Genomic DNA, 13,927 nt, shown 5'->3' with positions numbered 1-13,927 from the left:
GGTTGGGTCAGAACGGGGCTTGGGTGGCGCGGCGGCGCTGGATCAGCACGATGCCTGCCAGCAACAGCAGCGCCGGGATAAAGAAGATCTCTTTGGGAATTCGATCTGCCTCTACCTCGACCCGGGTGATGATCACCGGGCTGTCGCCATAGTAATCGTACTCTGTCCCACCCAACGGCTGGATCAACTCCGGTCCGCCAAAGGGTTCGTCCAGCAGCAGTTTTCCGTCCTCCTCGAACACCGACAGGCTTTGATCAGACAGGGTCGACGCACCGGCGGCAGGCACCAGAACGGTAACCGGGCGCACCTTGGCGGTGTCGAAGTCCGGCCCCTCGACCGTGATCCGCACGTCTTTGCCTTCTGCCGTTTCCTCGATCAGTGTCAGGGCGGCGGGCCCTTCGGCGGTGACGTATTTCTCTGTCACCTGATCCAGGAAATAGCCCGGTCGGAACAGCATGAAGGCAATCAGCAACAGCACGCCGGTTTCCCACATCTTCGACTTGGCAATGAAATACCCCTGCGTCGCAGCGGCAAAGAGCAGCATCGCGGTAAGTGATATGAAGAAGACGAAGATCGCTTTGAACAGCCCGACATCAATCAGCAGCAGGTCCGTGTTGAAGATGAACAGGAAGGGCAGCAGTGCCGTGCGGATGTCATAGGCAAAGCCCTGTATACCGGTCTTGATCGGATCGCCCCGGCTGATCGCCGCCGCCGCATAGGCTGCTAGGCCCACAGGTGGCGTGTCATCCGCGAGGATCCCGAAGTAGAAGACAAACATGTGCACCGCGATCAGCGGAACGATCAGGCCCGATTGTGCGCCGACGCTGACAATGACCGGCGCCATCAAGGAACTGACAACGATGTAGTTGGCGGTTGTGGGCAGGCCCATGCCAAGGATCAGCGACAGCACCGCCACAAGGAACAGCAGCACCATCAGGTTCCCGCCAGAGATCACCTCAATCACTTGGCCAATGACCTGATGCGCACCGGTGAGAGAGATGGTGCCGACGATGATGCCTGCGGCACCGGTGGCGACCCCAATGCCGATCATGTTGCGCGCGCCAAGGATCAGCCCATTGACGAAATCACGCCAGCCCGCGACCAGCTCTGCCGCGTGGCCTTCGCCGCGAAAGAACGCCTTGAGCGGGCGGTGCGTCAGCGCGATGATGATCATGAAGATCGTGGCCCAGAAGGCCGACAGCGCAGGCGACAGGCGGTCAAGGTGTTCGGTGCGCACCATCAGGTTCCACACCAGAATGAAGATCGGGATCGAGAAGTAGAGCCCGCCGAGCAGGGTGGGGGTCAGGCGCGGCGCGGTGGGCGCGCCATCGGTGTCTTTGTCTTCTTCGATGTCGGGATAGCGAGCGGACAGCGACACCAGTGCCACATAGAGCACCGCAATCAGCGCCACGGCGGCATAGATCGAGTCGCCCATGATCGGGTCAAGGATGCCGCGCAGGCCAACCATCAGGAAGGCACAGATGCCAAGGAAGATGAAGCCCGACAGGAACAGGATCAGGATCATCAGCACGCCGATGCGGCGGCCCGGCTTTTCCAGACCCTTCAGGCCCATTTTCAGCGATTCAAGGTGCACGATATACAGCAGGGCGATGTAGGAAATTACCGCCGGAAGGAAGGCGTGTTTGACCACATCGATGTAGGGAATGTTGACATATTCCACCATCAGGAAGGCCGCGGCGCCCATGACGGGCGGGGTCAGCTGGCCGTTGGTGGATGATGCCACCTCAACCGCGCCGGCCTTTTCCGCCGGAAAGCCGATGCGTTTCATGAGCGGGATGGTGAAAGTGCCGGTGGTCACCGTGTTAGCGATGGAAGAGCCCGAAATCATGCCAGTCAGCATGGAGGACAGCACCGACGCCTTGGCCGGGCCGCCACGCAGCGCGCCCAAGAGGGCGATGGCGACTTTGATGAACCAGTTGCCACCTCCCGCGCGGTCCAGCAGCGCGCCGAACAGCACAAACAGAAAGATCATGTCGGCAGAGACGCCAAGGGCGACGCCAAACACGCCTTCTGTCTGCATCCAGTAGTGACCCAGCGCCTTGGTCAGTGAGGCACCGCCGTAGTTGGTGATGTTGCGCGCCCATTCGGAATAGCCCCCGAAGAAGGCAAACAGGATAAAACAGGAGGCGATGATCACCAGCGGCAAGCCCAATGAACGATAGACCGACACCATCAGGACAGACATGCCGATGGCGGACATGGCGACGTCAGAGGTGCTCCACAGGCCGGGCCTGTCGGCGATCTGAAAGCGGAAGACCACAAGGTACAGACAGGCCGCCACACCAAGCACCAATAGCGCCCAGTCGTAGGCGGGGATGCGGTCGCGAGGGGCGGATTTGGACAGCGGAAAAGCCAGCGTCGCCAGCATGATTGCAAAGGCCAAGTGCACATAGCGCGATTGCGCCACGACATTGGCAAAGAAACTGATGCCGGTGGAGGTGGCCAGAATGCTGGGCACCTTGGAGGCGATGTAAAGCTGGAATAGCGACCAGACGATACAGGTGCCGATGATCAGTTTTGCCTGCCATGCGGCCGACGGATTGCGCGCGCCTGTATCGGCCTCTGCGACCATGTCGTCGGCGCTGCGGTCCTGTGCCTTTGTCTCGGCCATGGTGTCCCCCTGTTTTGTTGTTCTTGGGCAAGGCTGTGCCAAAGCCTTGCAAATGTCTTCGAAGGCATTTGTCGGCGCTCGGTCGGCCGGGCGATCTGCCTGTTTATCGGTCAGAACGGTGCCGCCGGGCGCTAAAAGCCGCAGATCCTGCGTCTCCAAATATCTTCGAAGAAATTTGACAGCCCAAAGGAAATGCGGCGGCGGGAATTCCCGCCGCCGCAGATCTGGCCGTCGTTATTCAATCAGGCCCAGTTCTTTGTAGGCCTTGGCCGCACCGTCATGCAGCGGGGCCGACAGGCCGTCCTTGACCATCTGCGCCGGGTCGAGGTTCTCGAAGGCCGGGTGCAGCTGGCGGAAGTCTTCGATGTTTTCCATCACGGACTTGGCCACGACATAAACCACGTCTTCGGACACGTCGGCCGAGGTGACAAAGGTCGCGCCCACGCCGAACGTGGTCACGTCCACGTCGGTGCCGGTGTACATGCCGGCGGGGATGGTTGCGACGCGGTAGTAGGGGTTGTCGCCAACCAGCTTGTCGATGGGCTCACCCACAACGTCGACCAGTTTGACGTCACATGTGGTCGCGGCCTCTTTGATGGCGGCGGCGGGGTGACCGATGGTGTAGATCATCGCGTCGATGTTGCCGTCACACAGCTGCTTGGCCATCTCCGAGCCTTTGTACTCGGTCGCCAGAGCAAAGCTGTCCATGGTAAAGCCAAAGGCGTCCATGACCACTTCCATCGTGGCGCGCTGGCCGGAGCCTGCGTTGCCGATGTTCACGCGCTTGCCTTCAAGGCCCTCAAAGTTTTCGATGCCGCTATCCGCGCGCACGATCAGAGTGAACGGTTCGGGGTGGACAGAGAACACCGCGCGGATTTCCGGGAACGGGTTGTCGGAGAAGGTCGAGGTGCCGTTGTAGGCGTGGTACTGCCAGTCGGATTGGGCGACGCCGAATTCCAACTCACCCGCCTTGATGGTGTTGATGTTGTAGACGGAACCGCCGGTCGATTCCACGGCGCAGCGAATGCCGTGCTCTTTGCGCGACTTGTTCACCAGACGGCAGATCGCTCCGCCGGTGGGATAGTACACGCCGGTCACGCCGCCGGTGCCGATCGAGATAAATTCCTGAGCCGAAGCCATCGGTGCGCTGAGTGCCACGCCAACTGCCGCCATGGCTGCAATTTTTCCTTTGATATACATACTTACTCTCCTGTTGGTCTATTGATCGAGGGTTTAGTCCGCCCAGAAATCTCCCAAGCGTTCGTTTCTTTCCTCTACCAGGCGAATCTTTTCGCTGACGTTATCTTGGGATTGTGCGACGAGCATCGCAACCAAAGTTTCCAAAAACGCCAGAGTCGCCACATAAGATGAAAAGAACTGCGGGCTGTCCGACGGCACGCGAAAGCCGATATCGGCATGCATCAACGCCGGGCTGGCGTGGCTGTCGGTCAGAACAAGGGTTGTCGCGCCCTGTTCACGCGCCATGCGGGTCGCAAGAACCGCCCGGCGCGCGTAGGGCGTCTTTGTGATCACTAGCAGGACGTCCTGCGGGGTCAGGGTCTCCAGACTGGCGGCCAGCGGGGTTCCCGCGCGCGATATCACCGTCCAGTCGGACTGAATATAGTTGGTCAGATAGGCCAGATGTTCGGCCACTCCGTGTGAGGCAAATGCCCCAAAGACCAGAACCCGGCGCGCCTGGGCCAGCCGGTCCACCGCCTCTTGCAGCTGGGTGCGGTCGATTTCCTGCGTCAGGGATGCAAGATTGGCCATGCAAGCGCCCACTTGTCGGTCCAGCATGGCGGCCTCGCCCTCGGCGGGCGCGCGCAACTGGGCGGCTTTCTCGGCAAAGGTCACGATCTGCGCGCCGACCACCTGACGCGACATCTCGCGCAGGGCTTCGTAGCTGTCGAACTCCAGCGCACGGGCGAGCCGGGAAAAGGTCGCAGGTGAGACACCGCTGGCGGACGAGATGGACCGCAAGGACCGCGTCGCCACCTCAACCGGGTGGGCGATGACGTAATCGGCTGCCACCTGCAACTTTTGGCTGAGACTGCCATAGCGGCGGGCAATGCGTGTCTCCAGACGCTCGACCGACATTGTCCCCCCTAGAAAATCCAAGTGTTTCAAGGTGTTTCATGTGTTTTATTTGTTGTCAATATGGGAAACATGTGTTTCAGTATGGGTTGCCGCAAGGTCAGCGGTGTGTCGAGAGAAGCAGCAGCGCCATGGCGTTCAAACCGCATTCCTTGCCCTTGTCCCCCATCATCACGGCTGTCCCCAACGGCGCGAGACGGGTCAAATCCGGCCATGCCGGATTGTCCCTGACCGCCTATGAAAACATCCGCAAGGCCCGCGCCAAATCGGTGCGGATCAGGGTGGCGAACTCCATCGCCCTGTTCCGGGCGGCGTTGCCGGAGCAGGTCGCCATTCATCCGGACCCTCAGCCGACAAGGACACCCGGCGCATGACACATGTCTTTCACCGCAGCAGCACCCATATTCCGCCCACGGTCGCCCGGGGCGAGGGCGCCTATCTGTACGACACCACAGGCAAGGCCTATCTGGACGGGTCGGGCGGGGCGGCGGTGTCCTGTCTGGGGCATGGCGACGCGCATGTGACCCAGGCCATTCAGCGCCAGCTGGGCGAGATCGCCTTTGCCCACACCGGGTTTTTTACGTCTGAGCCGGCAGAGACGTTGGCGGCGCGGCTGACCGATCTGGCCCCGGGCGCGCTGAACCGGGCCTATCTGGTCTCTGGCGGGTCCGAGGCGATGGAGGCGGCGCTGAAACTGGCGCGTCAGTACCATCTGGAACGCGGCGACACAGGCCGCGCCCGCATCATCGCGCGGCGGCAAAGCTATCATGGCAACACGCTGGGCGCGCTGGCGACCGGCGGCAACGCATGGCGACGCGCGCCATTTGCGCCGTTGTTGATGGAGGTCAGCCACGTCGCGCCATGCTATGCCTATCGCGGACAGCAGGACGGCGAGAGTGAGGCCGCGTATTGTGATCGGCTGATCGCCGAGATCGAGGCGGAAATCACTCGCGTTGGGCCGGAGAAAATCATGGCTTTTGTGGCAGAGCCGGTGGTTGGCGCGACACTGGGGGCGGTGCCGCCGGTTGCGGGTTATTTCCGGCGCATCCGAGAGATCTGTGACCGGTGCGGCATCTTGATGATCCTTGATGAGGTGATGTGCGGCATGGGTCGGACGGGCACTTTGTTTGCTTGCGAGCAAGACGGGGTTGCGCCGGATATCCTGTGCGTCGCCAAAGGGTTGGGGGCGGGCTATCAGCCGATCGGCGCGATGCTGTGTACCGAGGCGATGCATGAGGTGATCGCCGGTGGCAGCGGCTTTTTCCAGCATGGCCACACCTATGTCGGCCACCCGGTCGCCTGTGCCGCCGCTGGCGCGGTGCTGGACCGGCTGGTGGGCGATGATCTGGTGGGGCGCGTTGCCCCTATGGGTGCGGTGCTGCGCGGAATGCTGGAGGACCGCTTTGGCCAGCACCCGCATGTCGGTGACATCCGTGGGCGTGGACTGTTTCTGGGGCTGGAACTGGTGCAGGACCGGGACACCAAGGCCCCGATTGATGCGGACCGTAAGATCCATGCGCAGATCAAGGCGGCGGCCTTTGCCGACGGGCTGATCTGCTACCCCGGAGGCGGCACTATCGACGGCAAGGACGGCGCGCATGTGCTGCTGGCACCGCCTTTTATCCTGAGCGAGGATCAGGCGCAGGAACTGGTGGACAAGCTGGCCCGCGCCTTTGTGGCGGTCGGTCTGTAGGTGTGGGCGGGGCAGGGGGCGCTGCCCCCTCGGCCTACGGCCTCACCCCGGGAGTATTTGGACAAAGAAGAAGCGACAAGTCAGCCGCTTTGCCCGCCAGCGGTGCGTGACCGGGCGGGAATGCTGGCGTGTCTGGAAAGGCTGAAAACGGCGGCCGCCGGACGGATCGTCAATCCGGGGTGTCAAACCCGGCCCGAAGGGGCGTCGCCCCCGTGGTCTGCGCAGATCAAAGGGCCCCCGAACGGGGGGATGATCCGGTTTTCAGTGGTACCGGCGCTGGGTTTACCGGTGGACCCTTGATGAAATGTAACAGCACCGTGCGGTGCCCCGGTCAGCGCGCCCACGCAAAAGCATGATCGAGCACCTTTGCGGCGTTGCGTTCGACAACCGGGCCATGCGCCATGACGATCTGCTGCACTGGCAGGCGACGCAGTTTGGCGATCCCGGCGCGCAGAGCACGGCGATTGCGAAAGGCGATGCGGAACTTGCGGGGGACCGAGGGCAGCTCTCCGGTCATCAGATCGGCGCGGGCCACCAAGGCGCGCCAGCCCTTGTACCACCCTGAGGGCATTTGTTGCAGCAGGTCGGTGAAGATCAGCGTGCTGCTGGGGTTATGAAAGAACACAACCTCTGTCGTGATCATGTTGCCGCCAAAGATCACCTGCTGGAACAGATCTGCCCAGATCGCGGGCGGCTCTGGTGTCAGAACGTCATCGACCACGACGCCGGGGCTTTTCTGCGCCACGCCGGGGGCGGCGTGGACGATGGCCGCCGGAAAGGCGGCGGCCCAGTCGGCCAGGAACCTGTGGTGCAGATCATTGGGTGCGACAAGGTGCCGGATTGGGCCCAACTCGTCGATTTCGGCCTTTAGGCGCGCAGCGAGAGCGATGGGGGAATGCACCCAGAGGCTACCATCGGTCAGCCGGGCAAGGCACATGCGCGTGGGGAAATCAAAGCCGCCCGCGCCGCGGACTGGGGGGCCTTCGGCGGTCCAGAGGTCATGTCCAAGCAGGATGAGCGACGTCATGAGAGTCGGTCCAGGGCGTTGGGTGGGCGATGCGTTCAGCCTAGACGGGCATTTGTCTCAAGGCAAATGCACGGCCACTGCGACATGTAGCGCCCGCCCCGATTACAGGGGCGGGCCTGCAAGATCGCGGGCCGGGGTCAGATTGCCGCCAGTTCTCCCTCTAGGTCTTTCATCTCGGCCCCGCCGGCCATCAGGCGGCGGATTTCGTCGTGGCTGAGTTCCCCCGCCTTGCCCGCGCCGATCACCTGCCCCAACGCGAGAAAGGTGTAGCGGTCGGCCACCAGCTGCGAGTGGATTTCGTTGTGGGTGATGAAGATGATGGCAATGTCGCCACGCTTGCGCACGCGTTTGATTGTCTTGAGCACTTCCATCTGCTGCTTTTGCCCCAGTGCCGAGGTCGGCTCATCCAGGATCAGCACCTTGGCACCGAAATAGATGGCGCGCGCAATGGCCAGCGTCTGGCGTTGACCGCCCGACATGGTGCCCACCGCCTGTGTCGGGTCGGAAAAGTCGATGCCGATCTTGAGCATCTCGTCATGGGCGATCTTGTCCATGACATCCATTTTCATGGTGCCAAGCGGCCCTTTGAGTTCGCGCCCCATGAAGAAGTTGCGCGTGACGCTCATCAACTGGTTGACGGCGAGATCCTGATAAACTGTGCCGATCCCAGCGTCCGAGGCATCGCGCGGGTTGCGGAAATCGACCGGCTTGCCCTCGATGTACAACTGCCCCGAAGTGGGGCGGTGAACGCCTGCCAGTGTCTTGATCAGGGTTGATTTCCCGGCCCCGTTGTCGCCCAACAACGCATGAACCTCACCCGGATAGACCTCAAGGTTGACGCCGTTGAGTGCGATGAAGGGGCCGAATTTCTTGACGACATTTTCAACGCGCAGATATGGTTCTGTCATATCAGATACCCCCCGTAATGCGTTTGCGAATGCGCTCATTGGCAAAGACGGCGGCCAGCAGGACGACACCCACGAAGACACGGTAGAACGACCCGTCGAGCCATGGGATGTAGAACACTGCGTTGGCCACTAGGCCAAAGGTCACCGCACCAAAGGCCACCCCGATCACAGAGCCAAAGCCGCCGGTCATCAATGTGCCGCCCACAACCGCGATGGCAATGGCGTTCAGCTCCATCAGGTTGCCCTTGGCCGCATCGGCGGTGTTCGTATCGAACACCTGGCAGGCGGCGAATATGGTCGCGCAAAAGGCGGTAAACATGAACAAGCAGGTCTTGACCCGATTCACCGGCACGCCATTGGCGCGCGCGCTGTCCTTGTTGTCGCCGGTGGCGTAGATCCAGTTGCCCAGTTGCGTGCGCGACAATACGAAATAGGCCAGTCCCGCGATGATCAGCCACCACAAAACGCGGGCGTCAAAGCCGTCGACCCATTGTTCGCCCCGGCGGTTGATATTGCCGCCCAATGCAAACCATGCGTCATAGATCCAGCCAAAGACCTCTCCGCCAAAGGCCCATGCGATCCAGCTTTCTTCTTTGAAATCAGGCAGGCCCGAAATCTGCGTCGACTGGTTGATCAGGCGAAACGACACTTCTGTGGTGCCGCGCAGGAAGAATAGGAACGCAAGGCTGACGATAAAGCTGGACAGGCCAGAGCGCACGACGATGGTGCCGATCAACCAGCCCAGCGAGAGGGTCATGGCGAGGGTAATGATGAAGGCAAGGAACGGCGTCGCCTCGCCCAGACCAAAAGGCAGGCCCCATTTCAGCATCATGGCCATCGACATGCCCGCAAAGCCGATCATAGAGCCGATGGATAGATCGAATTCGCCGCCGATCATCAGCAGCGCCGCGCCGGTGGCGATGATGCCAAACTGGGCGATGATGGCCAGATTATTCTTCAACCCCAGCGCGTTGAACGCCTTGAAGTCCGAGGCGAAAGTGATCATCGTCACCACGACGATCATGACGATGAAGGCACCCGCCTCCGGGCGGCGTACAAGGCGCGCCAAGGCAGATTCCTGAGCCAGTCGGTCCGCTTCGCTGCGGTCAGACATGAGACCCCCCAATGCTGTTTGGATGTATCAAAAAAGGGGACAGCCGTTGCCGTCTGTCCCCCCAAATGGTCCGGTGGGAGTCCGCGTTCAGCGGTTCACGCCCGCCTGAGATTTGACGTCACCCGCATTGGTTGCGTCGACAAAACCGGGACCGGACGGCACGTTTGAGCCGGGCAACATCCCTGCGTTGGTGTTGTAGAGGTGCAGGACAATGACCGGCATGTAGCCCTGAAGGCGTTGTTGCTGGTCGATCGTGTAGGCGACATTGCCCGCCTCGATCAGGTCCATAACACCGGGTGACAGGTCAAAGCAGGCCAGATGGATGTCGGCACCCACTTCTTCGATGGCGGCCCAGGCCGCTTCGCAGACGTGGGGACCAGCAGCCAGCAGGCCGTCAATGGACTCGTCCGCCTGAAGGGCGGCGGCGGTACGGGTCTTGATCTGGGTGACGTCGTTCGACACGTCGATCTGGTTGAGCTCGGCGCCGAAGGCGTCGAAATAGCCGGTGCAGCGATCCACCAGCGCGGTGTTATAGGCTTCTTGGTTGAGGCACAGGCCGTTGGTCACGCCTTCGGCCTTGGCGCGTTCACCGGCAGCCTTGCCTGCGTCATATTCAGGCTGGCCCACATGCATCAGGGCACCGACGTCCTTGGAGAATTCAAGGCCGGAGTTGATGGTGATGACCGGAATGCCGGCATCGACCGCATCACGGATTGCGCCGCCAAGCGCGTCGGCGTCAGGCAGCGAGACAATGATGCCATCGGGCTCTGTTGCGGCGGCCGCTTCGATCAGCTTGGCCATGCCGGACATGTCGCCAGAGGGGTCAAAGTTATACTCGAGATCGGCGCCGATTGCGGCGGCTGCGTCCTTGGCACCCTTTTCAACCACCGGCCAGAACGGATCGGTTCCCTGCGTGTGGGTGATCAGGACGTAACGCTCGGCGGCGGCGGCGGATGCCATGACTGCGAGGGCCGCTGAGGCCAGCAGAAATTTTTTCATTGATGTCTCCTCCATTGGACAGAATGCCCAGATTCCCGGGCTTATCTTGACGGATCGGCCCTGTCCCGGACCGTGTTCCGAGGCCAAGCCTAGCAATGCACCGGGGTTTTGTCAGCAGAGTTTCTCTGCGCCTCCTCCCGCCCCGGATCCGGATCGTTATCGCTAACAAGTCGTGCCTTCTGCGTCGAGCAAATGGCGTTCGGGGCGGGCCGGTTTCCGTCATTCATGATGGAAACTTGCAGAAATAATGATGGAAAACTTTCAGGTTTCGGTCTGTGGGCCGATTGTCCTTGCGTCCTTGGGCAGAGTCGGCGGGGCGGCGTTCAGCGCCTCGATGGCAAAGCCCGCGGCGGCTTTGTAGTCGGCCAGAAAAGCCGCGCGTTCGGTCGCGGGCAGCACGGCGTCAATGTCGTCGAAATGGCCGCCGCAGCGTTCATCGACGATGTCGAGAAGGCCAAATGGGCCAGCGCCACGGTTGCGCAGCACCAGTTTGGACACTGGGCCACACAGCTTGTCGTCATATGCCTTTAGCGCGGCCTGTCCGACGCCATGCGCCACGAGACAGGCCCCCAGCGTGCGGGCATCGACCACCGCCTGACTGGCACCGTTCGATCCGGTGGGATACATCGCATGCGCCGCGTCGCCCAGAAGGGCCACACGCCCCTGCACCCATGTCGGGATCGGGTCGCGGTCGATCATCGGGTTCTCGAACGCGCGAGAGGCCCCCCGGATCAGGGTGGGCACATCCAGCCAGTCATAGCGGAACCGGTCAAAATGATGCGCAAAGCTGTCGATTGGCACCTCGTTGAACCAACCGGTCTGTGACCAGTCCTCGCCAGCGTCCAGCGTGCGTTCGGCGATCCAGTTGATCTCTGCCAGTCCGTCGGCATCAGGACGCGAGATCGGGTAGATCACCATGCGATGGCGCGAGGTGCCAAGCCCGACAAAGCTGGACCCGGTGCGGATGGGTTTGGCGCGCGTGGTGCCACGCCACATCAGCGCGCCGCCCCAGTGGATTGGCGGCTGGTCGGGATACATCTGCGCGCGGGTAGGTGAATGGATGCCCTCGGCCCCGATCAGCAAAGCGGCGGTTTCGGTCGCCGGACCACTGGCTGTCTGGAGGTGGACGATCACACCGACGGCGGTCTGGTCGTGACCCGTGACCCGACAGCCGGTGCGGATGGCCTGCGGTCCCAGTCGATCCTGCACCGTCTTGTAGAGCATCATGTGAAAGCGGCCCCGGTGGACGGCGTATTGCGGCCAGTGATAACCCGCCTCCAGCCCGCGCGGCTCGGCGTGGATCTCGGATCCGTTCAGGCCGACCAACGCCCATTCGCGGGCGGGCAGACCGACCGTGTCGAGCTGGTCCGCGCCGATGCCCAGATCGAATAATTCGCGCACGGCGTTGGGCTGCAGGTTGATGCCGACGCCCAGCGGTTTCGGATCACGGACGGATTCAAGCACCGTGCAGGGCAGGCCGATCTGGTGCAGCGTCAACGCCGTTACCAGACCGCCGATGCCGCCACCAGCGATGAGGATGTGGGGAGGGGTCATGTGGGGCCTCGTGTGGGGGATGCAGTGGGTTCTGCGGTGGCTTGCTTGGAACTTGGGTGTTTGTGGTGGGTGCGGGAGGGGGCGCTGCCCCCGTTGGCCAGGGGCCAACGCCCCCGGGATATTTCAGGACAGAAGAAACATGGGGGACAGCGCAGTTAGGGGGCAGGGCGTCAGATCTTGAGCAGGCGGCGGGCGTTGTCCTTGAGGATCAGTGGGCGCACCTCTTCGCGGATGTCGAGCGCTTCGAAGTCCTTGAGCCAGCGGTCGGGGGTAATCGCGGGCCAGTCGGAGCCGAACAGCATCTTTTTGCGCAGGATCGTGTTGGCGTATTGCACGAAGATCTTGGGGAAATATTTCGGCGACCAGCCGGACATATCGATGTAGACGTTGGGTTTGTGCTGGGCGACCATCAGCCCCTCTTCTGTCCAAGGGAACGAGGGGTGGGCCAGCACGATGGGCGTGTCGGGGAAATCGACCGCGACGTCGTCGACGTGCACCGGGTTGGAGTATTTCAGCCGCATTCCCATGCCGCCGCGCATGCCCGATCCGACGCCTGTCTGGCCGGTGTGAAAGAGCATGATTGCGCCTTCGTCGGCGATGGCCTCGTAGAGCGGGTAGGCCCAGCGTTCATTGGGATAGAAGCCCTGCATCGTGGGGTGAAACTTGAACCCCTTTACGCCGAACTCCTTGACAAGGCGGCGGGCCTCTCGCGCGCCAGCCTTGCCCTTGGCCGGATCGATGCTGGCAAAGGGGATCAGAATGTCGTCGTTCTCGGCGGCGATCTGGGCCACTTCTTCGTTCGAGTAGCGCCGGAAACCGGTTTCGCGTTCGGCATCGACCGGAAAGATCACCGCGCCGATGCGGCGCTCGCGGAAGTACTCGGCAGTTTGCTGAACGGAGGGCAGCATGCCGGAGGCCCCGGCGGGGTTCTTGAAGTATTTCGCCATACCGGCCTGGAAGTCGTCGTAGCCATCGTCGCGCGGGCCGCAGCAGGGTTCCTCGGCATGGGTGTGAAAGTCTATGGCGATCAGATCGTCGGCGTTTAACATGGTAAATCCTCCCGGTGGGCCTTAGTGCGCGTCGGGCGCTTGCACCTTGGGGCTGCGTTTTTCCAGAAAATCCTTCAGGCGTTGTTTGGCCTCGGGCGTCATGGTGGCCAGTGAGGCCACCATTGCCTCTGTGAACAGGCCGCTGTCGGCGGACATGTCGGCGATGCGGGGCAGTGCGTTCAGGATGGCGTAGTTGGTGAATTCAGCGTTCTGCGCCATGCGGTGGGCGATCTCTGTCGCGCGCTCCAGCGCGGTGCCGGCGGGCACGACATAGGACACGCCGCCCCAGCGTTCCATGTCTGTAGCCGACACCGACCGGCCCGTCAGCATCATGTCCCCCATCCGAGCGGACCCGATCAACCGGGAGATGCGGACCGATCCGCCGCCGCCGACAAAGATGCCGCGCGTGCCTTCGGGCAGGGCAAAGAACGCCGTTTCTTCGGCCACGCGGATATGGCTGCTGGCGGCCAGTTCGAACCCGCCGCCCACCGCCGCCCCGGTAATGGCGCAGACAAACGGGATCTCTCCCATTTCGATGGTTTCGAACGTGCGGTGCCAGAGACGCGAGCCTTTGACCGCCTCAAACAGCGGCTTTTCCGAATGTTCGGCAAGGTCCAGCCCGGCGCAGAAGTGTGTGCCGTGGCCATGCAGGACAGCGGCGCGGGCCTCTGCCGTGGCGCGGGCCACCGCCGCGCCAAGGGCGATCACGAAACGATCCGACAGGGCGTTGCGTTTGTCCGGGCGGTTCAGACCGATCAGCGCCACGTCACCGTCAACCGAATAGGTGATCAGGCCGTCGCCCATGGTCTGCGGATGCGCTGTCATCGCGGAATGCTCCTGCTGTTCGGTCGCCAGAA

12 protein-coding genes are annotated in these 13,927 nt (G+C 62.2%); 2 read left to right on the top strand and 10 right to left on the bottom strand.

Annotated elements, in window-relative coordinates:
* Window positions 1-7: 7 nt before the first annotated feature.
* The 3 genes from ANTHELSMS3_RS20200 to ANTHELSMS3_RS20190 form a co-directional block, all read right to left on the bottom strand.
* Window positions 8-2,632, bottom strand: coding sequence for a TRAP transporter permease (locus ANTHELSMS3_RS20200; RefSeq protein ID WP_094037265.1), 2,625 nt, complete (start codon window positions 2,630-2,632; stop codon window positions 8-10).
* A 234-nt stretch (window positions 2,633-2,866) separates the two neighbouring features.
* The gene (locus tag ANTHELSMS3_RS20195) at window positions 2,867-3,832 is read right to left on the bottom strand and encodes a TAXI family TRAP transporter solute-binding subunit (protein ID WP_094036437.1); all 966 of its coding nucleotides are present in this window, start codon (window positions 3,830-3,832) and stop codon (window positions 2,867-2,869) included.
* A gap of 33 nt (window positions 3,833-3,865) precedes the next feature.
* Window positions 3,866-4,729: a MurR/RpiR family transcriptional regulator gene (locus ANTHELSMS3_RS20190; protein WP_094036436.1), complete on the bottom strand. Its 864-nt coding sequence runs from the start codon at window positions 4,727-4,729 to the stop codon at window positions 3,866-3,868.
* Between the two features lie 128 nt (window positions 4,730-4,857).
* Between ANTHELSMS3_RS20190 and ANTHELSMS3_RS20185 the strand changes: the two genes are divergently transcribed.
* Complete coding sequence (locus ANTHELSMS3_RS20185; RefSeq protein ID WP_094036435.1) at window positions 4,858-5,100, top strand: hypothetical protein; 243 nt, start codon at window positions 4,858-4,860, stop codon at window positions 5,098-5,100.
* Window positions 5,097-6,419: an aspartate aminotransferase family protein gene (locus tag ANTHELSMS3_RS20180; RefSeq protein ID WP_094036434.1), complete on the top strand. Its 1,323-nt coding sequence runs from the start codon at window positions 5,097-5,099 to the stop codon at window positions 6,417-6,419. The genes ANTHELSMS3_RS20185 and ANTHELSMS3_RS20180 overlap by 4 nt, the downstream gene beginning before the upstream one ends.
* Window positions 6,420-6,750: 331 nt before the next feature.
* On the opposite strand, the gene ANTHELSMS3_RS20175 is transcribed toward ANTHELSMS3_RS20180, so the two are convergent.
* The 7 genes from ANTHELSMS3_RS20175 to ANTHELSMS3_RS20145 form a co-directional block, all read right to left on the bottom strand.
* Window positions 6,751-7,446 carry a DUF4336 domain-containing protein gene (locus tag ANTHELSMS3_RS20175; protein WP_094036433.1) on the bottom strand — a complete coding sequence of 232 codons (696 nt, stop codon included), beginning with the start codon at window positions 7,444-7,446 and terminating at the stop codon, window positions 6,751-6,753.
* 137 nt (window positions 7,447-7,583) lie between these two features.
* The gene (locus ANTHELSMS3_RS20170) at window positions 7,584-8,354 is read right to left on the bottom strand and encodes an ATP-binding cassette domain-containing protein (RefSeq protein ID WP_094036432.1); all 771 of its coding nucleotides are present in this window, start codon (window positions 8,352-8,354) and stop codon (window positions 7,584-7,586) included.
* A gap of 1 nt (window position 8,355) precedes the next feature.
* Window positions 8,356-9,468 carry an ABC transporter permease gene (locus ANTHELSMS3_RS20165; protein ID WP_094036431.1) on the bottom strand — a complete coding sequence of 371 codons (1,113 nt, stop codon included), beginning with the start codon at window positions 9,466-9,468 and terminating at the stop codon, window positions 8,356-8,358.
* An 87-nt stretch (window positions 9,469-9,555) separates the two neighbouring features.
* Window positions 9,556-10,467 carry a sugar ABC transporter substrate-binding protein gene (locus tag ANTHELSMS3_RS20160; RefSeq protein ID WP_094036430.1) on the bottom strand — a complete coding sequence of 304 codons (912 nt, stop codon included), beginning with the start codon at window positions 10,465-10,467 and terminating at the stop codon, window positions 9,556-9,558.
* Between the two features lie 261 nt (window positions 10,468-10,728).
* Window positions 10,729-12,021 (bottom strand): flavin-dependent oxidoreductase, encoded by a 1,293-nt coding sequence (locus ANTHELSMS3_RS20155; protein WP_094036429.1) that lies wholly within the window; start codon window positions 12,019-12,021, stop codon window positions 10,729-10,731.
* Window positions 12,022-12,191: 170 nt separating this feature from the next.
* Window positions 12,192-13,070 carry an amidohydrolase family protein gene (locus ANTHELSMS3_RS20150; protein WP_094036428.1) on the bottom strand — a complete coding sequence of 293 codons (879 nt, stop codon included), beginning with the start codon at window positions 13,068-13,070 and terminating at the stop codon, window positions 12,192-12,194.
* A gap of 21 nt (window positions 13,071-13,091) precedes the next feature.
* Window positions 13,092-13,895, bottom strand: a complete 804-nt coding sequence (locus ANTHELSMS3_RS20145) for a crotonase/enoyl-CoA hydratase family protein (protein WP_254694794.1) — start codon at window positions 13,893-13,895, stop codon at window positions 13,092-13,094.
* Window positions 13,896-13,927: the final 32 nt, after the last annotated feature.

The organism is Antarctobacter heliothermus (assembly GCF_002237555.1).
GTDB classification, from domain to species: Bacteria; Pseudomonadota; Alphaproteobacteria; order Rhodobacterales; family Rhodobacteraceae; genus Antarctobacter; species Antarctobacter heliothermus_B.
Note: the sequence above shows the minus strand (reverse complement) of the source record. Positions and strands in the feature narration are given on the sequence as shown.

Excerpts from the sequence above, each read along its gene's own strand:
- ANTHELSMS3_RS20200 (WP_094037265.1), bottom strand. The coding sequence starts at position 2,632 with ATGGCCGAGACAAAGGCACAGGACCGCAGCGCCGACGACATGGTCGCA.
- ANTHELSMS3_RS20195 (WP_094036437.1), bottom strand. The coding sequence starts at position 3,832 with ATGTATATCAAAGGAAAAATTGCAGCCATGGCGGCAGTTGGCGTGGCA.
- ANTHELSMS3_RS20190 (WP_094036436.1), bottom strand. The coding sequence starts at position 4,729 with ATGTCGGTCGAGCGTCTGGAGACACGCATTGCCCGCCGCTATGGCAGT.
- ANTHELSMS3_RS20185 (WP_094036435.1), top strand. The coding sequence starts at position 4,858 with ATGGCGTTCAAACCGCATTCCTTGCCCTTGTCCCCCATCATCACGGCT.
- ANTHELSMS3_RS20180 (WP_094036434.1), top strand. The coding sequence starts at position 5,097 with ATGACACATGTCTTTCACCGCAGCAGCACCCATATTCCGCCCACGGTC.
- ANTHELSMS3_RS20175 (WP_094036433.1), bottom strand. The coding sequence starts at position 7,446 with ATGACGTCGCTCATCCTGCTTGGACATGACCTCTGGACCGCCGAAGGC.
- ANTHELSMS3_RS20170 (WP_094036432.1), bottom strand. The coding sequence starts at position 8,354 with ATGACAGAACCATATCTGCGCGTTGAAAATGTCGTCAAGAAATTCGGC.
- ANTHELSMS3_RS20165 (WP_094036431.1), bottom strand. The coding sequence starts at position 9,468 with ATGTCTGACCGCAGCGAAGCGGACCGACTGGCTCAGGAATCTGCCTTG.
- ANTHELSMS3_RS20160 (WP_094036430.1), bottom strand. The coding sequence starts at position 10,467 with ATGAAAAAATTTCTGCTGGCCTCAGCGGCCCTCGCAGTCATGGCATCC.
- ANTHELSMS3_RS20155 (WP_094036429.1), bottom strand. The coding sequence starts at position 12,021 with ATGACCCCTCCCCACATCCTCATCGCTGGTGGCGGCATCGGCGGTCTG.
- ANTHELSMS3_RS20150 (WP_094036428.1), bottom strand. The coding sequence starts at position 13,070 with ATGTTAAACGCCGACGATCTGATCGCCATAGACTTTCACACCCATGCC.
- ANTHELSMS3_RS20145 (WP_254694794.1), bottom strand. The coding sequence starts at position 13,895 with ATGACAGCGCATCCGCAGACCATGGGCGACGGCCTGATCACCTATTCG.